The following is a 22,512-nucleotide window of genomic DNA, read 5'->3' as shown; positions in this document are numbered from 1 at the left end:
GCTACAGGTGAAAGTAAAGTAACTGTTAATAGAACAGAAAAGTCTATAACAGTTGGAAACGATTTTATGAGTAGAGAGTATTCTATTGAAAATGGTAAAATCAAAACTAAAACTATTACAAATAATAGAATACAAGGGGTAGCTACTACGATAAATCCTGCAGAAGGATCAGAGGATTTTGTTATAAGTGTAATTCCTAGTGAAGCTCCAAAATATGAAGTAGTTAATCCTACAAAGATGCTAGATAGAAGTAACTGGACAGCAGTTACAGCAAATGGTCAAAATGCTAGTGCAGTATTAGATGGAAATCCTAATACTAAGTGGGAAGCTAATGCAGAGCCAGGAGAAATAATATTTAACTTACAAAGTCCACAGACTTTTAGTTCTTTCTCTTATCAAGCAAGACAAGACGGTTTTAAGGATAATGCAGGTATCTGGGGAAGCAATGGTATTTTTAAAGGTTACGAAGTTTATACAAGTGAAGACGGACAAGATTGGGAACTTTTAAAAACTGGTGAACTAGATGTTAAGTTATATAATATAGAAGAAGAAAATAAATATAATAGATCAGAGCCAGTATATGTTAATTTTGGACAAAATGTAACTACTCAATATTTAAAATTAGTATGTACGTCACAATTAAATGGGAAAAAATACATGGCAACTGCTTCAGAATTTGCTCTTTATGAAGATCAAGTTATAGATCCAACTACGACTATTAATCCAATAAAAGAGTTAGATAGATCTACATGGTCTGCTGAAGGAAATTGGAAGGAAGGATTTGAAGGAGAAAAGCTTTTAGATGGAGATTTAAGTACTTATTGGGAAGCAAAAGAGTTTGCAAGACCAATGACTGTAGTTTTCGATTTAAAGGAATCAAAGACATTTAATTCATTCTCATATCAAGCTGCTCAAAATGGAACTTTAACAGGAGTAATGCACAAGGCTAATATTTCAGTTAGTGATGATAATGTAAACTGGACTCCAGTGGGAAGCTCACAATTTAATTATTCAGCGGCTAATGATAAGAGTGTTAGATTTGCTAATTTAGATACTGAAGCAACAGGAAGATATGTAAAATTTGATGTTACTTCAATGTATGGAACAGTTAATGATGCTGCTACAGGAGCAGAATTTAGATTATATGAAGATAAGATAGTAGAGCCATCTGTTGGAGAAGAAAAGCTTCAAATAAAAACTAGTGATTTAGTTTTAGAGGAAGATGGAATAAAAGAAGAAAAAACTGAAGATGGATACAAAGTAACATTTGACTTTATTCCATATGAAATTAATGGTGTAGATTGGGATGTGGATTATGTAGTGGTAATGGATAATGGAGACCATTATATGAGAAGTTTCATGGAGATAAATATACCAGAAGAAAATTATAGTAGTGCTAAAATAGATTATATAGATACAGATAAATTTGTATTAGGTGATGATATAAATAGAGAAAATCTATGGTCACATCCTGATTTAAAAGATGTATCTTCTATGTGGATTGGGAAAAACGAATTAATGCTTGGGCAACCTATATATGCTAATGGTATGTTCTTAGGTTCTGAATTCCCAGCTGCAGATACAGATGTAGTTAATAATGAAATGCAAATTAGATACTACTCTGGTAAAGATTTTAATCAATTAAAGGCTGATAATCAATTAACTAAAGATGGTAAATTTGTATCATGGCAAAATGTTGTTGGTGCAGCTAAGGGTGAAGATACTGATGTTGTTCAAACTGATTTTTATGAATATATTTCAGATATAGCAACTCCAACTAAATTTAGAAAGCAATATAATTCATGGTATGACAATATGATGGGAATTACAGATGAAAGTATTGCTAAGTCATTCTATGGTTCAGAAAAGGGATTAACACAAAATGGTGTTGAACCACTTGATTCATATGTTGTTGATGATGGTTGGAACAACTATAGAGATGAAGAGTTTAACCCTAATATAGGTAAAAATGAATCAGGAGAAGGATTCAACCGTACAGGTTTCTGGGAGTTTAATAGTAAGTTCCCTAATGAATTATATACTTCAACTGAATTAACTAGTAAATTCCAATCAAAATTTGGTGTTTGGTTAGGGCCTCAAGGAGGATATAACTTCTTTGGCGGATTTGGTAAGTATTTAGAAAAAATGGGTACTGGATATAAACAAAGTGATTTCTGGGATAATGTTTGTGTAGGTTCAGATAGATATGTTAAGAACTTAACTACAATGTTTATAGATTACCAAAATAGATTTGATGTTGATTACTGGAAAATAGATGGATTTGCAGTAAGACCTTGTACAAGTACAAATCATGATCATATGGCTGGTGGTACAAATAACATGTACTATACAACAGATTTATGGGAAAAGTGGACTGATGCATGGGAATTAATGAGAGAAAATCGTGCATCTCAAGGTAAAGACTTATTTATAAATGCAACTTGTTATGTTAACTTAAGTCCTTGGCTATTACAATGGGTTAATACTATATGGGTACAAGATTCAGGGGATACAGGACAAGCAGGAACAGGATCAAGATATCAACAAAAATTAACGTATAGAGATAATGTTTACTATAACTTATTAAAGGTAAACCAAGTACAATTCCCATTAAAGAATATCTATAACCATGATCCTATTTATGGTGTATCAGATGGAAGCTCAGCAACTACTGAAGACTTTAGAGACTTCTTATTTGTAAATGCAGTAAGAGGAACAGCATTCTGGGAATTATATTATTCACCATCAATTATGAATGATGAAAAATGGAGAGTAAATGCAGATGCAATTGATTTTGCAGAAAAGAATGCTCATATATTAGAAAATGCTAAATTATTTGGAACTAGACCTACTCAAGATGTTTATGGATATTCATGTTGGGATGGAAATGAAGGTATTGTAGCATTTAGAAATCCAACTGGAGAAGAAAAACAATATACATTACAATTAACTGATGTTGTAGGTGTACCTACTTCAGTTTCAAACTTAAAAGGAAATCAAGTATTACCTTACGTTGTAGGTGATGCTGGTGTTGTATCATATGGAGATGAAGTTACTGTTACATTAGCACCATATGAATCAAAAATAATTCAATATGGTAACAAGGATACAGAAGCAGCTGAAGTAGTATCTGCAAAGGTTACAGGAAATAATGAAATAACTATAAAATACAATGAGCGTGTTGGAAACTTAGATGGTGTTTATAGTGTTGATGGAACTACAATTTCTTCAGTAGAATTATTAGAAGATTATAGAACTTTAGTTATTACTACAGAAGATGTATTAGCTAATGAAGTTAAAGTTAATATTAATGGTGAAAGCGATAGTGTTGGTAACTTATTAAATACTTCATTAGAAATTTCAGTTTATGAAGATGGAAAAGTTATAAATATAACAGCTTCAGAAGACTTAGTAAATGGAAATGATATAACTCCAAAATACAATGGTAATGTTGATTCATTCTTCTTTGAAATGGATAAGGAATATGAAGTTAATACAGAGAAATCATTCCAAGGAACTACAGATTTTGCTGTAAATATGACAGTAAACACAACTTCAAAGGGTGTTAACTTATTATCTCAAGGAGATGATATTCAGTTATCAATAGATGAAGAAGGATATGTAAACTTTAAAGTTAAAGATTTAACTGTTAGCTCAAAATCAGAAGTAACTACAGTTGTAGAAAAAGCTCATGGAACATTTGGAACAGATGCATATGTACCAACATCAATAGAAACTACATCAGTAGGTAAAGTAAATGATGGTAAGATGCATAGTGTAGTAGCAGTTCGTGAAGTAAATGGTATGATTAAGATTTATATCGATGGTGAACTTGCTAACTCTGAATATGACAAAGCTATAATAAATCAACCAGTTCAAGCTGGAAAGATAATAGTTGCTGATAATAACTTTAATGGAGTTTTAGGAGGAATTGAATTAAGAAATAGTTCAATTTACTATGATGAAGCAAAGGCTGATTACGCAGCATATTCAAAGGTACCTGTTGTTGAATATGATAGAGAAACTTGGACAGCATCAGCTTGTTCAGAAATGTCAGCTGCAACTGGAGATGGTCCTGCAGCTTCAGCAATAGATGGAAATGAAAATTCATGGTGGCACACAAACTATGTAGGTTCAGATACTCATACAGGAAAGCATTGGCTATCAGTTGACTTTGGAAGCGAAATAGAATTTGACTCAGTTAACTTATTATCTCGTGGAAAATCAACTAATGGATCAATAAAAGGTTATAAATTAGAAGGTAAAGTAAATGGTGAATGGGTAGAGTTAAAGTCAGGAGAATTAGTAAATGGTACTACTGATAAGATTGAATTAGATGCACCAGTAACTGCTAGTGCAATTAAGATTACATCTTTATCTACATTCAATGGACAAAACTTTGCAGCTATAAAAGAAATAACTGTAGCTAAGAAAGATAGACTTGCTACAGAAGAAGAAATCAAAGAAGTTGCTTCACTTATTAAGGAAGTAAACTATAATGATTATACGGTATCAACTGCAAATAGATATAAGGCTTCAGTTGAAAAAGTAACTTATTTAGATACTATAAATACAGAAGTTCTAAAAGAACTAAAAGCAGAATTATTAGATGCATATAATTCTTTAGTAGAAATTAAAGAGTTAAATAAAGTTATAGCTGATGCTAAAAACTTAAAAGAAGAAGAATACACAGCAGAAAGCTGGTTAGTATTTGCTAATGCTTTAAATACTGCAAATAGAGTTGCTTCAAATTCAGTAGCTACTCAAGAAGAGGTAAATGAAGCGAAAGATATGTTACTAGAAGCAATTGATACTTTAGTTAAAGGTGGAAATGAAGAAATAATAGTTTCTAAACCATCAAGCTTAAAAGCTGAAGCTAGTAAAAATTCAGTTAAATTATCATGGAAGGCACCTGAGCATGTTGTTGGATTAGCAGAATATATAATCTACAAAGATGGTGTTGAAGTTGATAGAGTATCAGCAGAAGTATTAGAAGCAAATGTAGATTCATTAAAATCAAATTCAATTTATGGATTTAAAATAGTAGCTTCATATTCAAATGGTGAAAACTCTAAACCAGTTTCAGTTAATGTAAGGACTTTAAAATAAAAACTTAATATTTTATAGTTAGAAGAAAGTTAAGTAATCCTCACAAAGTTAAAGGAAAAATATTTCTATTTCTTTGTGAGGATTTTTTTATGTAAAAAAATAAATAAATTTAATAAATTATTACATATTTAGAAAATTTTATTGAATATGTAAACGAAAAATAGTAATATATTATATATAATGTAAAATATTACAAATAAAAGTTTAAGGGGTGTAACATGAATAAAAAGAGAGTTTTTACTATTTTATTATCAGCTTTTTTAGTTACAAATAGTGTACCTTCAATAACATTTGCAGAAGCAAGTAGTGTGATGGTAAATGAAGTTAGCAAGAGCAATCCAATTGCAGAAAAATCAATATCAAAATTAGGAATGACTGCAACAGCTACATCATTCCAATCAGGGGAAGATGCAAGCAAAGCATTAGATTCAAATCTAAATACAATGTGGCATACTCCATGGGATGGAAGTGCTGTTTTACCACAAAGTTTAACAGTTAGCTTAGGTGGAACTTATGAAGTATCATCATTAAGGGTTACACCAAGACAAAGTGGGGACAATGGGAAAATTCAACAATATGAAATTTATGCTGGAGATGAACTAGTAGCATCAGGTACATGGGATACTAGTGCAACATCTAAAACAGTTAGATTTGATAAGCCAGTAACAACTGATACACTTACAGTAAAGGCTATAAAAGCAGTTGGTGGGTTTGTTAGTATTGCAGAAGTTGATGTTTACCAAAAAGTTGGCGAAGTTGAAAAGGTAGTATCATCAGAAAATAAGAGAATAGCAAATGGTGTAGGAGGAAATTTAAACTCTGAACTAGATAAGGTTAAAAATCTTGAAGAAGCAACTATTATTGCAAGATTTGACTTAAATAAAACTGGAATACAAAGTATCTTAGGAATTAGTAATAGTAGTCAAGATGATCATCACTTTAACTTATGGACTGATGGTTCACAAGTTGGATATGAAATAAGAAATGCAGCAGGAAATACTAATGGAAAAGTTACTACTAAATTAAATGCTGGAATTAATACAATTGCATTTAAGGTGGAAAAAAATGTTGGATATACAATATATTTAAATGGTAAGGCTATATTAACTACTCCAGCAGCAACTACAAAGTTCTTAAAGGATATACCTAGTTTAAATACTATGGATATAGGTAAAACTGATAGAGCAGGTTCTGCAAATGAGTATTTATTTACAGGAGATGTAGATTTCTTAGAAATTTATAATAAGCCAATATCTGAAGATTATATACTAGAAAAGACAATAGAAACAGCTGGAAAAGAGTTACCGTTACCAGATGATGTTTATAAGTCAGATGTTAAACAATTATTTAAGGCAGGAGACTTAAATTCTAGAAACTTTAGAATTCCATCTATATTCACTACTAAGGATGGAACCGTTATAGCGGCAACTGATGTAAGGAATAACCATAATGGAGATTCACCAGCTAATATAGATGCAGGAGTTATAATTAGTAAAGATGGTGGAAAAACTTGGACAGATCAAAAAAGAGTTATAGATTATCCAGGTAATGCTTCAGTAATTGATGCTAGTATGCTTCAAGATGAAGAAACTGGAAAGGTATTTTTATTTATAACTGCATTCCCAGAAAACTATGGATTCCCTAATACTCAAAGAGGAACAGGTTTTGAAACTATAGATGGGGAAGTTTGTATGCTTTTATTTGATGGAGCAGGAAATGAAGGACAAAAAGGAAATGGAAATAAATATCATATAAAACCAGGTGGAAAGGTTTATACTGCTGCAGGAGAAGAAACTGCATATACAGTAGATGCTAATAATAATTTATATGAAAATGGAGTTAAAGTTTCAAATACATTTTTACCAAGTTCACCTTTAAAGGCTTATGGTACAGCGTATTTAACAATTATTGAAAGTGGAGATGAAGGAGCTACATGGAGTGAGCCTAAAATAGTTTCAGGTGGTATTAAGAAAGATTGGATGAAATTTATTGGAACAGGACCAGGTAGAGGAATTCAAATTAAAAATGGAGAGCATGCAGGAAGATTAGTGTTCCCATTATATTATACAAACTCAAATAACTTCCAATCTAGTGCAACAATGTACAGTGATGATAATGGTCAAACATGGACACTAGGAGAATCACCAAATGACAGTAGAGCAGGTCATAATGAAGATTCAGATACTATAAGTAGTGGAAATCAATTAACTGAAGCTCAAGTAGTAGAAATGCCAGATGGACAATTAAAGATGTTTATGAGAAATACTGGAGTGTCAGGGGGCTATGTAAAAATAGCAACTAGCTTTGATGGAGCTGAAACTTGGGAAGCTGAAGTAGTTCAAGAAACTGCTTTAAGAGAACCATATTGTCAAATGAGTGTTATAAATTATAGCCAAGATATAGATGGAAAGCCAGCACTTATATTCTCAAATCCTAATGCATCAAACAGAACTAATGGTACTGTTAGAATTGGTTTAATTGAAGAAGATGGTCAATATGAAAATGGAAGAACTAAATACAATATAGATTGGAAATATAGTCAAGTAATTAAAGAAGGATATTATAGTTATTCTTGTTTAACTGAAATGCCAAATGGAAATATAGGTGTTTACTATGAAAATGAAAGTGTTTCTATGGATTTTGTAGATATAAACTTAAATTATATAAAGACAGATTTATTAGCTAATGCACCGGCAGCAAAAATTTCTAATGTAACTTCTATCGATAATGTAGATGGTTATAAAGCTGGTGATAAGATTAAGATAAATGTTGCTCTTGACCAAGCAGTTAGTTTAATAGGTAATAAAGAATTAACTGGTATAGTAGGTGACAAAGAGTTCCCATTAACAGTTGTAGAAAATAATAAGGCTAAAAATATTATATTAGAAGGAAATTTACCTAGTGATATAGTGGCAGGTGAATATAACTTTGTAATAAAAGCTAAAAATGACTTAGATATAATAAATGTTATTGGTAAAAAGACTGATTTATCTAATAATACAGAAACTAATTTAAGTATATTAGTTAAGGGAAATGAAGTTGTGTCAAATGGAAAAACTACAATAACAACTCCGGAAACTATTAAAGTAGAAGATGTATTTGATATTAAATTAGGAGTAAATGAGTTAAAAGAAGGATTAGAAGCTTATGCAGGTGAATTTGTTTTAAATTATAATTCAGATGTATTTGATTTTAAAGCTGTAAAAGGAATAAATGAAAAGGTATATGCTACAGCTCAAGAAATTGCACCAGGAGAGGTGAAAATAATAGTAGCATCATTAGGTCTTCCAATAAGTAATGCATCAGATTTAATAAATATTACATTAGAAGCAAGAAAGGAAGCTGTAGATGAGACTATAGCAGTAACTTCTAGCATGATTGGAGATGGAGAAGGAAATATTCATGAGTTAGAATTAACTGATAAGAAGGTAAATGTAGAAAAGAAAGATGTAACGCCAGAAGAAATAGTTGTTTCTAAGATTAATAACTTAAAATCTTCAGAAGTAACAGATTCTTCAGTTAAGTTATCATGGGATGTTCCAAATAATACTGTAGGATTAACTGAGTATGTAATATATAAAGATGGTAAGATTTTAGCTACTATACCAGCTGATAGCACTGAACACAATGTAACAGGCTTAAAATCAAATACTATTTATGGATTTAAAGTAACGGCTAAATATTCTAATAATCAAGAATCTAAGCCAACGTCTTTAAATATAAGAACACAAAAATAATATTTTGAGATAGCTAATTTTATTAGCTATCTCTTTTGTTAATTAAATTTTGAATTAGTAAAAATATATAAATATAATGGTAAATATTTAAAATGTTACAAAAATGTTAAAATATACTGAAATTGTTTACAAGAATGAGAAAAAGAGTTAATATTATACATGTAATGAATTTACATATTTAACATTATATAAAAGGGGATAGAGGTAAAATGAAAAGAAGAATGATTAAAAGATTATTGACAACAGCTATGGCAGCTATGTTTATGATTAATGGTTTAATAGTCACAAAGGTAGATGCTAAAACAGATGGAAGCAGTAAAGTAGAAGTTACATTGCCTAATTTAAATCCAACTCCAAAAAATGTAGATGTTAAGGATGGTACATTAACACTTACTAAAACAGTTAATATTAAAGGAATAGATGTAGCTGATGAAGATGCTATTAGAATATTAACAGAGTTTTTAAGTAAAAATAATATACAAATAAATGAAAGCTATAATGAAGCTTCAACAACTCTTATAATAGGTGAATCTAGTGATGAAATAGTTGAAATGGATGAAGCTAAGGAAAGATTAGGAGTTATTGATGCAGAATCATTAAAGGACGAAGGATATGTACTAGCAGTAGATGCAGATGATACTAATGCAGGAACTATATTAATAGAAGGTAAAGATGGTGATGGTACTTTCTATGGTGTTAAGACTTTAACTCAATTAGCAGTAAAAAACAATGAAAATCTTACTGCAAAAGAAGTCGTTATTAGTGATGAAGCAACTATGTCAACAAGAGGAATAGTTGAAGGATTCTATGGTTCACCTTGGACACATGCAGATAGATTAAATCAAATAGAGTTTTATGGTGAGCATAAAATGAACACATATATATACGCTCCAAAAGATGATCCATATCATAGAAATAAATGGAGAGAGCCATATCCAGAAAGTGAAATGGCTAGAATGAGTGAATTAATAGAAACATCAAATGACAACAAGGTTGACTTTGTATTTGGTATATCTCCGGGAATAGATATAAGATTTGATGGGGAAGCGGGGGAAGCAGATTTCCAAGCTCTTATGAATAAATGTGAATCATTATATCAAATGGGTGTAAGAAGCTTTGCTATTTACTTTGATGATATATCAGATAAAAGTGGAGTTAAGCAAGCTAATGTATTAAATAGATTTAATGACGAGTTTGTTAAAGCTAAGGGAGATGTAAAACCGCTTATAACAGTTCCAACAGAATATGATACATTTGGAATGGGGACTCCAGGAAATATAAGTAAATATACTTCAGATTTTTCTTCTACATTAGATAAAGATATCATGGTAATGTGGACAGGTAATGTAGTAGTATCTGAAAAAATAGATTTAGAAAATGCTCAATTTGTAAATTCAATTTATGGAAAGAGGATGGGTATATGGTGGAACTATCCAGTAACTGATTATATGACTTCTAAATTAGCTTTAGGACCAATATATGGTGTAGATAAAGCTTTAGAAGGTGAAATAGATTTCTTTACTATGAATCCAATGGAACATGCAGAGCTTTCAAAGATAACTTTGGCAACAGGGGCAGATTATTCATGGAATACAGCAGCTTATGATTATGATAAGGCTTGGAATACTGCAATTGAACTGCTTTATGGAGAGTTAGCTCCAGAAATGAAGACCTTTGCTAATCATTCAACAAGAATGGAAGGTGGAGCTGCTTCAACAGGTAGATATGATGCACCAGAAGTAAGAGAAACAATGGATAGATTTATATCTAAGCTTGCAAAAGGTCAAGATGCTACTGAAGAAATAGAAGCATTACGTGCAGAGTTTGATAATATGATAAATGCTGCAAATAAATTAAAGGCTGAACTTCCAAATGAAATACTTTCAAAATGTAGTTCAAACTTAGACAAATTAAAGCTTTTAGGTGAAAATGATAAAGTAGCTTTAGATATGTTATTAGCTCAAAGAGATAATAATGAAAGTGAATTTAATAGATTAAAAGCTATATTAAATTCAAATATGTCAAGATTAAATAGTGGTTCAAAGGTTTCTGAAAAAACTGCTTTAGCATTTATAAATGAAGCTTTAAGCTATGATCCATACCCAACAGCAGGATTTAAGGTTTCAAAAACTTTAATAGCTCCAGGTGAGGAGATTACAATAACAAATACAAGTTCAATTTCAGCAGTAGATATGGAATGGACTTTTGAAGGAGCAAATATTGAAACTAGTACAGAGCAAAATCCAACTATTAGCTATGCTAAGGAAGGAATATATACAGTTTCATTAAAGGCTAAAAATGTTTTAGGTGAAGATGAAGTAATTAAAGAACATGTAATTACAGTTTCAAACTTAGCTGGTGAAGATAAGCAAAATCTTTCAATAGGAAAAACAGCTACAGCTTCAGGATATACAGCAGCATCAGAAAGTCCAGATAAGGCGATAGATGGAAAAGGAAATACTAAATGGTGTGCAGTAGGAAATAGAGTTCATACTTTAACTATAGATTTAGGAGATGTGAATACTATAAGCAATGTAATAATTAAGCATGCTGAAGTAGGTGGAGAATCTGCTGCTATGAATACTCGTGATTATAGATTAGAAGTAAGTATGGATGGTGTAAACTTTAAAGAAGTTGCAAAGGTAGTTGGAAATACAGCTGGTGAAACTAATGATCAAATACCAGTAAGTAAGGCTAGATATGTAAGATTAAATGTTGATAAGCCAACACAAGGAAATGATTCAGCTACAAGAATATTTGAAGTTGAAGTAATGGGATTAGAAGGAGATGTTGAATTACCTCCAGTATATGAAAAACCAGAAGTAGAAATAGTAGTAGCTAAGCCTACTAATTTAAGAGCTGAAGGAGTAAGTAACAATACTGTAGCTTTAACTTGGGAAGCACCAAGTCATGTAGAAGGTTTAGTAGGATATGAAATTTACAAAGATGGAAAGATAATTACAGAAGTAAGTAAGGAGGATACTTCTTATAATGTAGAAGGATTAAAATCAAATACTATTTATGGATTTAAAGTAGTTAGTAAATATTCAAATGGGGAAAAATCAAAACCAGTATCAGTTAACACAAGAACAACAAAATAATTAGCAAAGATTATAAGTGTTAAATAAATTAATAATATAGCAAATAACCTAGAAGGAGTTTATTCTTTCTAGGTTATTTTTATTTTAGGAGGTAAGTTAATGTTGATATTGTAATGTTTCATAAATATTATCATCAAACAAGTTTAATTAATATGTCCAATTTCCCGTTGCAACTATCATAGCCATAAGCTTAAGTGTATTTCCATAAAAGTTAGCTTCGTTTATAGAAGTATTAATTAGTTTATTCCAAAGGTTTAAACACCAATTAGGATTTTCCTTATATAAAAGAGAAGAAACTAAAAATGGTGATATAAATGATAAATCATTAGGGGAACCAAACACTTCACCGGGAGTTCCGTTTATAATATAATATCCAGAAACTATATTGTTTGGATTTAAATTTGTTTTTTTAGCTATCCAGTTATTTTGGATTTTAATTTGTTTTGGAGTTGGGTGTTTGTTTAAAATTGAATCCATAGAATATCTCCAAGGAGTTCTACAGCTATTAAAGAAATAATCACCATCATGAATAGTTTCTAAAACTTCCTTTTTAGGAGGAACATAATTATCTCCTTCTTTTACAAAAAAATCTGGCATTAATCCGTTATCCTTACTTTCCTTAGTAAGTTGATAATTTATAATACTATTTATTTTCTTAATAACTAGTTTCCATTCACGAGTATGTCTAATATCCAGCTTTGTAAATTCCCATAAAATATAATTTATAAAATCAGAACTTCTAGTTACTCCTTTAAAGGTACTATTTTCAATTCCCTTAACCCAATCTCCTAAAGTTAATGTATAGTCAGTTTTATCAACACAGCTATCATAAAGGGCATTTATTCTTTTTAATGCTTCACCTTTGTAATTTATGGTTTTATCATTTCGCCAAAGACTATTAGCAATAATTAATCTATAGCTAATATCTATATCTCCATCTGTAGCAGAAGAGGTTTGTTCATCTACATCCTTAATTGTACCATCCTCCGTAATGACCTGTTGCCAAGCCATTAGATTTTTATTGTAAATGCTGGGATGATTTTTTATAAAATTATAAAGAAGATGAAAATTTTCTTCAGCTTCTGAATCGAACTTATACATTAGAGGAAATATAACCATTCCATATCCCATAGCTTCTGAGCAAGTTATAGCATTATTACTTGTTGCTTGATCTACTGTATAAAATAAGTAACCTTCTTTTAAAGAAGAGGTTTCTACAATTCGTAAGTATTTCTTTTTCCAATCATTATAAAAGCTTACTAGTTGCATAGTAAGTTCTTCTTTTGAATATTTTGAAGTTAATAGAGTTTTATAAATAACAATCACCTCAATAATCAATTGTCCTACTAATATAATTATTTAATTTATTTAAGTATGTGAGTGTTTTTTATAAAAGTAATGAAGTGACGATTTAAATACGAATATTAAAGAAAAAATAAAAAGATATTATTCATAAAGTTAAAAGATATTAAAGAAGAACGAATTTTAATGATAAAACTTATATATGAGTAAACATTAGTAAACAACGAAAATTAGAATTCATTACGCTATATAATGTTAGTTGAAAATGTAAAGATAAAGGTATGTTAAAAGAATGTTAAATTATATTTTGAAAATATAATTTATATAAAAATTTAAAAAATAGGCGTGAACATTAAAAAAAGTTATTAATTTATTCTTAATTCTTATAAAATCAAAAAAATACAAAAAAAATTTACCGATAAAAAACACGAATGATGAACAAAAATATTTTACGAAGAATAGCAAAATAATAATTGACAATGTTCGTAAATCTAGTTAAAATAAATTTGTAAGAAAGAGAAGAAAATAAATTCAGTAAAATATAAGGTAAGAAAATTGTTCGTAAAAGGAGTAACATAATGAAGAAGAAAAGTTATTATATTTTATTTATACCATGCTTGGTATTAGTAGCATATTTCATGATAGTTCCATTAATGTCTATGATAATACCTACATTTACAAATACAAGTTCAGGAATGTTTAGTGCATATACAGATTTCTTTAAAGATCCATATATGATGCAGATATTTATAAGAACAGTAAAAATATCATTATTATCATCAATTATATGTATGTTTATTGGAGTTCCAGTTGCATATTACATATCTAGAACATCTAAAAAGTTAAGAGGATTATTTATAGCTTTAACAGTATTCCCAATCTTAACAAACTCAGTTGTTCGTTCATTTGCTTGGATGAGTATATTGGGAAAAAATGGTGTAATAAATACATTACTTATGAAATTAAACTTAATATCTGAACCACTATCACTTCTTTATACAGAAGGAGCAATTATAGTAGGTACGGTGTACATATTCTTACCATTAATGATAATTTCTTTAGTTGGGGTTATGGAAAATGTGGACAATGATTTATTAGAAGCAGCGGAAAGTTTAGGAGCTAATAAAGTAAAAGCATTCTTCAAAGTAATATTCCCACTAAGTTTACCAGGTTTAATAGTTGGAACTGTTTTAGTATTTACAGGTTCATTAACAGCTTATACAACTCCTCAATTATTAGGGGGGAATAAAAATACAGTTTTAGCAACACTTATATATCAAAAGACAATGACATTAGGTGATTGGCAAGGAGCAGCAGTAGTTGCAACTATAATGATAGTAGTAACTTTAATAGTAATAAAGGGAATTAACTTCCTAGCATCAAGATTAGATAAGAGAGGTGTATCATAAGATGAAAAGAAGTAAATTGTTAACAGCATTCGTTATATTAGTATATATATTCTTATTTGCACCACTAGTTATAATTGCAATGACAAGTATAGGGACTGAAAATTATATAGCATTCCCACCAAAAGGATTTAGTTTACAATGGTTTGTTAATGTGTTTAAATCACAATCATTCTTAAACAGTATGATGACAAGCTTTATAATATCAGGAATAGCAACGGTAGCAGCTTTAATTATAGGTATTCCAGCTGCATATGGATTAAGTAGATATGACTTTAAAGGAAAAGGAGCAATAAAAAGTTTCTTCTTCTCACCACTAATAATTCCAGGAATAGTAGTAGGTTTCTCATTATTCCAATTCTTATTAGTACAGTTAAACTTATCAGTTTTAATGAGCTTATTTATAGGACATACTCTAGTAATTATTCCTTATATTATAAGAGTTATAGGTTCAAGCTTAGAAGTATTTGATTACTCAATAGAAGAAGCAGCAATGAGTTTAGGTTGCAAAAAGTCACTTACTTTCTTTAAAGTAGTACTTCCAAACATAACATCAGGAGTTATGGCTGCATTTATGCTAGCTTTTATAAATTCCTTTAATAACGTTCCTGTATCAATGTTTTTAACAGGTCCAGGAGTAAGTACATTACCAATAACAATGATGAACTATGTTGAATATAACTATGATCCAACAGTATCAGCATTATCAGTAATATTAATGATATTAACTATTGGAATAATGTATATCTTAGAAAAGACATTAGGTCTTAATAATTTCGCAGCATAGAGGAAAAGAAATAAAAGCTTGGAGGATTTTAAAATGGATTTAATAAATTTACAAAATATAAATGTTTCATATGATAAAAAAAATAATATATTAGAAAACTTAAACTTAAAGGTTAAAAAGGGTGAATTAGTTTCACTATTAGGACCGAGTGGGTGTGGTAAAACTACTACATTAAGAGTAGTTGCAGGGTTTATAGATCCTAAAGCTGGGAAGTTCTTATTAGGAGATAAGGATTATACAAATATACCAGTTCATAATAGAAACTTTGGATTAGTATTCCAAAGCTATGCATTATTCCCACACTTAACAGTTGAAGAAAATGTAGCCTTTGGATTAAAGATGAAAAAAGTTGCAAAAGGCGAAATAGATAGAAAAGTAGCTGAAATATTAGAAACAGTTGATATGACTCACTTAGCTAAGAGATTCCCTAAGGAATTATCAGGGGGACAAAGACAAAGAGTTGCTATAGCTAGAGCATTAGTTATTGAGCCAAGCCTTTTACTTTTAGATGAGCCATTAAGTAACCTTGATGCAAAATTAAGATTAAAAATGAGAGTTGAAATAAGAAAGCTTCAACAAAAATTAGGAATTACAACTTTATTTGTTACTCATGACCAAGAAGAGTGTTTCTCAATTTCTGATAGAGTTGCAGTACTTAATAAAGGCGTAATAGAGCAGTTTGATACTCCAGAAAACATATATTCAAATCCAGCAACAGAATTTGTAGCTAGATTCGTAGGATTTGAAAACTTTATTGACTTAAAAAAGGTTTCAGAAAATACATATGCTAATGAAGCAGGAGAAAAATTCACTGTAGATAGAGCTAAAGATAAGTCAGAAGTTAAGGGAACTATAAGACCAGACGATATAAAAATAGTTAATGAAGATTTAGAAAATACAATAGAAGGAACTATTGAAATAAGAACATTCTTAGGAAAAGCATATCAATATGATGTTAAAACATCTATGGGAAGCATAATTGTAAATAGTGAAAATAGTGTTGTTTATGAAAAAGGAAATAAAATAAAACTTCAATTACCATCAAATAAAATAGTAGTATTATAATTTAAGTGAGGGAGAATTAATTATGAAAAAGAGAATTTTAGCTTTAGTATTAACAGGTATAATGGCAACAACAGCTTTAGTTGGATGTGGTGGATCAAATGGTTCAGGTGAAGCAGGTAAGAAACTTGTAATTTCAACTTGGGGATTAAATGAAGATGTATTAAAGGAAGCAGTTTTCACTCCTTTTGCTGAAGAACATGGAGTAGAAATAGTTTTAGAAGTTGGTAATAACTCAGAAAGATTAACTAAAATGAAAAACAATCCAAACTCAAATATAGATATTACATATTTAGCAGAATCATTTGCTGAGCAAGGAATTGAAGCAGGTATATTTGAAGAGTTAGATTACTCAAAGATACCAAATGCTACAAGTTTACACGAAAAAGCTCAAACTACTGTTGACAGAGGATTTGGACCAGCTTACACATTAAACAGCATAGGTATAGTTGTTGATCCTTCAGCAGGAATTGAAATTAATTCTTGGGAAGATTTATGGAAGCCAGAATTAGCTAATAAAATAGCTATTCCAGATGTAACTACAACTAATGGACCAGCTATGGTAAGTATTGCAGCAGATAAGGCTGGAGTTGAAATTTCAAAAGACAATGGAGCAGCAGCTTTCAAAGAATTAGAAGCTTTAAAGCCAAATGTAGTTAAAACTTATAGTAAGTCATCAGACTTAGCTAATATGTTTGCTAGTGGAGAAATAGTAGCAGCAGTAGCAGCAGACTTTGCTTATGGAACAATTGCAAAAGCTAAACCAGAAGTTATAAATGTTATTCCTGAATCAGGAACTTACTTAAACTTTAACACTATTAACATTAACAAAAACTCAGCTAATAAAGAATTAGCTTATGAATTTATAAACTACGCTTTAAGCCCAGAAGTTCAAACAAGAACAGCTAAAGCTTTAAATGAATCACCAGTTAACACAGAAGTTCAATTAACTGAAGAAGAAGCAAAAAGCTTAACTTACGGAAAAGTATTAGACAATGCTAAAACTATAGACTTTAAATTTATTAATTCATTAATGACTGAGTGGGTTGACACTTGGAATAGAATAATGAACTAATATAAAATAGGTGGAAGAATGGAAGTACAATTAATTATAAAAAACCTAAATGTTTATAATAGTTATTTTAAGAAATTTATAAAAGGTGACGTTGTAATAAATGAAGGTAAGTTTGTTCATATAGGAAAAGATTATGAAGATAGATTTACATCAGAAAATATTATTGACGGAAAAGAAAAGTACATTATTCCAGGATTCATAGATATTCATATGCATATAGAAAGCTCAATGACAATTCCAAGTGAATTTTCAAAGGCAGTTATAAAACATGGGGTCACTACGGTAGTAGCTGACCCTCATGAAATTGCAAATGTTTTTGGTATAGAAGGTATAAAGGAATTTATGAAATCTGAAGAAAAGGTAGATATATTTTATGGAATACCAAGCTCTGTACCTTCAACATCTAAGGAATTAGAAACTACAGGTGGAGAAATAAATGTTAGGGAAGTAGATGAATTATTAAATTATAATAAAGTTCGTTGCTTAGGCGAAGTAATGAATTTTAAGGATTTAATAGAAGATGAAGAATCAACTATTAATAAGATAATTAATTTATCTAAGGAAAATAAAACTAACTTTCCACTAGAAGGTCATTGCCCTAAGATTTCAGGAGTTGATTTATCATTATATATATATAGGGGCGTTAATGGAGATCATACTCAGCAAAATGTATTATCTTTAGAAGAAAAAATAAGAAATGGTATGTTTATTGAAATTCAGCATAAGTCCATGAACAAAGAAAATATAGATTTTTTAATCCAAAATAATCTATATGAGCATTTTTGTTTAGCAACTGATGATGTAATGGCAGATAAATTAACTAGGGGGCATCTAAATAAATTAGTAGAAAAAGCAATAGAACTTGGAATGTCAGTAGAAAATGCTATTTATGTTTCAACATATACTCCGTCAAGAAGAATGGGGCTTTTAGATAGGGGAATCATAGCTCCAGGAATGATTGCTGATTTTAGCTTAATAGAAGATATAAATGACTTAAATATTCAATCTGTATATAAGTTTGGGGAAGAAGTTTATAGTATAGAAAATGGATTAAAAGAAGAATACTTTAGTACAAAAAGTGAACTTAACAAAGAGTTCTACAACAGTATTAAGCTAGATGAAATTAAGGAAGAAGATTTATATGTAATAATTCCTTCTACGTATAAAGAAAAGGTTACTTGTAGAACTATGAAGGTAGAATCAGGGTCTACATTTACAGAAGAAGGAGAAATTACATTAAATATTAAAGATGGAAAATTAGATTGGCAGGGAAATGATTGCTGTTTAATAGCTATCTTTGAGAGATATGGAAAAAATAAAAATATAGCCTTTGGATTAGTTCAGGGAATGGTTATAAAAGAAGGAGCAATAGGAACAACCTGGGCTCATGATCATCATAATCTTATGGTTATGGGAACAAATGTTAGTGACATGCTTTTAGTAGCTAACAAAGTAATAAATATTGGTGGAGGATATGCTGTAGCTAATAATGATGAAATTTTAGCTCATTTAGAATTACCAATAGGGGGAATTATTAGCGATGAGCCTATAGATAAAGTAGGAAAAGCTCTTGGAGAAGTAAGAGATGCTATGAAATCTTTAGGATATAATCATATGAATGAAATAATGTCATTTAGTACATTATCTCTACCAGTTAGTCCAGCTTTAAAAATAACAGATAAGGGCTTAATAGATGTAAGGAAGCATGAAATAGTTTCTTTATTTAAATAATATTAATTAGACTATGTATAATAAGCATAGTCTAATTTTATAGGTTTTAATAGTTATAGCGTACATAGGAGGAAAATATGATAAAGAATAAAAGTACTGAAATTAATAATGTCACTATTCTTACAATGAATGAAAATAAAGAAGTTATTGAAGATGGTGTTTTACTTTATAAAGATACTGAAATAATATTTGTTGGAAAGAAAAATGATGAGGAATATAAAAGCAAGATAGAGTTATATAAGGATATAGAATATATAGATGGTGAAGAAGGAATTTTAATACCTGGAATGATAAATTGTCATACACATGCATCAATGGTTCCATTTAGAAGTCTAGCAGATGATTGTAAAGATAGATTAAAGAGATATTTATTTCCATTGGAAAATAGACTTGTAGATAAAGAACTTACATATATAGGAGCTAAATATGCAATATCAGAAATGCTTTTAGGTGGAGTAACTACTTTTTGTGATATGTATTATTTTGAAGATGAGGTAGCAAAGGCATCAAAGGAGCTTAATATAAGAGGTGTCCTTTGTGAAACTATATTAAACTTCCCATCTCCTGATTCTAAGGAAGCCTTTGGTGGATTAGATTATTCAAGATGGTTTATAGAAAAATGGAAAGGTGATGAATTAGTAACTCCAGGAATAGCACCTCATGCACCTTATACAAATACAGATGAAACTTTAAAGGAAGCATATGAAATTAGCAATAAGTATAATGTGCCATTTATGATGCATGTAGCTGAAATGGATTATGAATTAAGTGAATATAAGGAAAAATATAATTTGACTCCTGTAGAATATTTAAATAAGGTAGGAATATTAGACCATAAATTTATATCTGCTCACTCTGTTTTAGTAAATGATAATGATATAGAAATATTAAAGGTAAGTGGAGCTAATGTATCTCATAATGTAGGGGCAAATGCTAAGGGAGCAAAGGGAGTAGCACCTATTATTAAAATGAGAGAAAAGGGAATAAATGTAGGTTTAGGAACAGATGGACCTATGAGTGGAAATACATTAGATATAATAACTCAAATGCACCAAGTAGCAAAGGTTCAAAAGCTTTTTAATAATGATAGAAGCTTAATGCCTTCAATAGATCTTTTAGAAATGGCTACAATAGAAGGAGCAAAGGTTTTAGGTTTAGATAAAAAGGTTGGTTCCTTAGAAATAGGTAAAAAAGCTGACTTAGTGTTAATAGAAACTAAATCAGTAAATATGCAGCCAATATATGATTATTATGCAGCATTAGTTTATTCAGCTAATCCTAGCAATGTAGAGTTTGTTGTAGTAAACGGAAAGACTGTAGTTAAAGATAAGAAACTAGTAAGTGGAGATTTTAAGGAAATAAGAAAGGATCTTTTAGCTTTAAAGGAAAAAATAAATAAGGTAGCAGAAACACTTTAAAATATAAGAAACGTAATTATTAATTATAGAAAAGACTTTATAAATTTAATTTTATAAGGTCTTTTTTATTATTTATAAACTTATTTTTATTTAAAGAATCCATAATTAAGAAGTAGTAAGTATTTGTAATAGAGTAGGTGAAGGGTAAATATACTATAATATAAATTCTATTTACTTAAGTGTTAATGAAGGGAGTAGGGATGAATAGCGGAATTAAAGAGCAAATATTTTATAAAAACTTACCTTATGGAGTAAAAAAACTAACAGATGATGTTATAAAAGAAAGAGAAAAAACAAATAAAAGTAAAATAATTTCCAAGGCGAGGGGAAAGCAACAAGTTATTTTATTATTAATCCTTGGAATAGCATCTTTATTTTTTTTAGAAAAGCCAATAAGAACTCAAAATATATTTAAAATTATAGAAATAAGCCTTTATATATTAGTTACAGGTACAATAATATTTACTTTAGTAAAAAATAGGTATGTGGATAACTTTGACAAAAAGAGAATAGAGTTAAAAGAAATTATAAGTAATATTAATTGTAAATGTGAAAATGAATGTAGCTGTATAGATGATTACATAAGATATATGGATAGTATAGGAATAAAGCTATATTAGTGCAATTTTAGAGACAATTAGAATTTTTGAAGGTCATAGAATATATACCTTTAGAAAGGTGATATATGATCCCATATTAAATGGACTTGGTACTGGATATTATTAAACAAGCCCAGGTAGATATTACTTCGGCTTGTTTAATTTTTTGATTTTTATTCATATAATACTTTCCATCCTACTGAAACTACACCAACTTCTAAGCTTAAGACACTAACTATTCTTTCCATTATCATATCGCTTTTTTCTAAACTAATTATTTCAGCCTTAATACGAACACGGCTTGAGTCATTTTCGTTTTCTAAGCTTTCAAGCTTTCTTAAAAGGATATCTTCTTTACTAACCATTTCCATAAGAGAAGAACGTAATCCAAATTCTATTTCCTCAGAGCATTTTATTGTAATTAAATAAGTATATTCGTCATCCTCATCATTACGTTTAACACTAAAAAGTTTTCTAGCAATTGGTCTAAAGGTAATGTTAGATAATACTATTACAAGGGCTGCAATAAAAGCAAATAATATATTACCAGAGCTACTTAGAACTCCAACAGAAGCAGTACACCATAATGTAGCAGCTGTGTTTAATCCTCTTACATTAAATCCTTCACGGAGTATTACACCACCACCTAGAAAACCTACACCAGTAACTACTTGCCCAGCTATACGAGAACTTTCTCCATTACTTACAATAGTAGCAAACATTACAAAGAGGCAAGCGCCTACACAAACTAAGACATTAGTTCTTATTCCTGCTAGAGTTTGCCTATATTGCCTTTCTAGTCCTATTATAAATCCAAAAATAACTGCGGAAAAAAGCCTTATTAAAAAATCTATTGTCGTCATGTAAAATTACTTCCTTAAATAATATTTTATAACTATATCTTTTTATTAAATTGTAATTATTATACAAAGGAATGAAAAGAGTTTTAAAAATATTCATAAAAGGCATCACATAAGTAAAATATTTACATAAAAGTAAAAATATGATAAATTTGAAGAGAGAGAAATTTTATATTGTTATTAAATTAAAGAATCTGTTAAGCTGATATGAAAAAATAGCTTGGCTTTTCATAGAATTGCTCGCTCTTTGAAAATTATATAAGTTTGAATATTTTATTGTATGGCAAACAAGCCTGCAATAAAATTGATTTTTGCAGGTTAAATA

General features: G+C 29.7%; 12 protein-coding genes. 10 read left to right on the top strand and 2 right to left on the bottom strand.

The window, feature by feature from the left end; genetic code table 11:
• The 3 genes from ACRDBA_RS13545 to ACRDBA_RS13535 form a co-directional block, all read left to right on the top strand.
• The coding region (locus tag ACRDBA_RS13545) for a discoidin domain-containing protein (protein ID WP_438573459.1) at nucleotides 1–5,109 on the top strand (5,109 nt) is incomplete at its 5' end.
• Nucleotides 5,110–5,327: 218 nt separating this feature from the next.
• On the top strand, nucleotides 5,328–8,846 hold the full coding sequence (locus ACRDBA_RS13540) for a sialidase domain-containing protein (RefSeq protein WP_438573458.1): 3,519 nt from the start codon (nucleotides 5,328–5,330) through the stop codon (nucleotides 8,844–8,846).
• A gap of 209 nt (nucleotides 8,847–9,055) precedes the next feature.
• Nucleotides 9,056–11,947 carry a beta-N-acetylglucosaminidase domain-containing protein gene (locus ACRDBA_RS13535; protein ID WP_438573457.1) on the top strand — a complete coding sequence of 964 codons (2,892 nt, stop codon included), beginning with the start codon at nucleotides 9,056–9,058 and terminating at the stop codon, nucleotides 11,945–11,947.
• 147 nt (nucleotides 11,948–12,094) lie between these two features.
• On the opposite strand, the gene ACRDBA_RS13530 is transcribed toward ACRDBA_RS13535, so the two are convergent.
• Nucleotides 12,095–13,285: a glycosyl hydrolase family 8 gene (locus ACRDBA_RS13530; RefSeq protein WP_438573456.1), complete on the bottom strand. Its 1,191-nt coding sequence runs from the start codon at nucleotides 13,283–13,285 to the stop codon at nucleotides 12,095–12,097.
• A 542-nt stretch (nucleotides 13,286–13,827) separates the two neighbouring features.
• Between ACRDBA_RS13530 and ACRDBA_RS13525 the strand changes: the two genes are divergently transcribed.
• The 7 genes from ACRDBA_RS13525 to ACRDBA_RS13495 all read left to right on the top strand — a co-directional run bounded on the left by ACRDBA_RS13525 (nucleotide 13,828) and on the right by ACRDBA_RS13495 (nucleotide 21,348).
• On the top strand, nucleotides 13,828–14,658 hold the full coding sequence (locus ACRDBA_RS13525) for an ABC transporter permease (protein WP_438573455.1): 831 nt from the start codon (nucleotides 13,828–13,830) through the stop codon (nucleotides 14,656–14,658).
• 1 nt (nucleotide 14,659) lies between these two features.
• The gene (locus tag ACRDBA_RS13520; protein ID WP_438573454.1) at nucleotides 14,660–15,442 is read left to right on the top strand and encodes an ABC transporter permease; all 783 of its coding nucleotides are present in this window, start codon (nucleotides 14,660–14,662) and stop codon (nucleotides 15,440–15,442) included.
• A gap of 33 nt (nucleotides 15,443–15,475) precedes the next feature.
• Nucleotides 15,476–16,507 (top strand): ABC transporter ATP-binding protein, encoded by a 1,032-nt coding sequence (locus ACRDBA_RS13515; protein ID WP_438573453.1) that lies wholly within the window; start codon nucleotides 15,476–15,478, stop codon nucleotides 16,505–16,507.
• Nucleotides 16,508–16,529: 22 nt separating this feature from the next.
• Nucleotides 16,530–17,579 (top strand): ABC transporter substrate-binding protein, encoded by a 1,050-nt coding sequence (locus ACRDBA_RS13510; protein WP_438573452.1) that lies wholly within the window; start codon nucleotides 16,530–16,532, stop codon nucleotides 17,577–17,579.
• Nucleotides 17,580–17,597: 18 nt separating this feature from the next.
• Nucleotides 17,598–19,310, top strand: coding sequence for an adenine deaminase C-terminal domain-containing protein (locus ACRDBA_RS13505; RefSeq protein WP_438573451.1), 1,713 nt, complete (start codon nucleotides 17,598–17,600; stop codon nucleotides 19,308–19,310).
• 77 nt (nucleotides 19,311–19,387) lie between these two features.
• Nucleotides 19,388–20,728, top strand: coding sequence for an amidohydrolase (locus ACRDBA_RS13500; protein WP_438573450.1), 1,341 nt, complete (start codon nucleotides 19,388–19,390; stop codon nucleotides 20,726–20,728).
• A gap of 200 nt (nucleotides 20,729–20,928) precedes the next feature.
• Nucleotides 20,929–21,348, top strand: a complete 420-nt coding sequence (locus ACRDBA_RS13495; RefSeq protein WP_438573449.1) for a hypothetical protein — start codon at nucleotides 20,929–20,931, stop codon at nucleotides 21,346–21,348.
• A 152-nt stretch (nucleotides 21,349–21,500) separates the two neighbouring features.
• On the opposite strand, the gene ACRDBA_RS13490 is transcribed toward ACRDBA_RS13495, so the two are convergent.
• Complete coding sequence (locus tag ACRDBA_RS13490) at nucleotides 21,501–22,190, bottom strand: MgtC/SapB family protein (protein ID WP_438573448.1); 690 nt, start codon at nucleotides 22,188–22,190, stop codon at nucleotides 21,501–21,503.
• Between the last annotated feature and the right edge of the window lie 322 nt (nucleotides 22,191–22,512).

The organism is Clostridium sp. (assembly GCF_051654825.1).
Lineage (GTDB): Bacteria > Bacillota > Clostridia > Clostridiales > Clostridiaceae > Clostridium.
The sequence above is the reverse complement of the archived record's forward strand: the minus strand, read 5'-3'. Positions and strand labels throughout refer to the sequence as shown.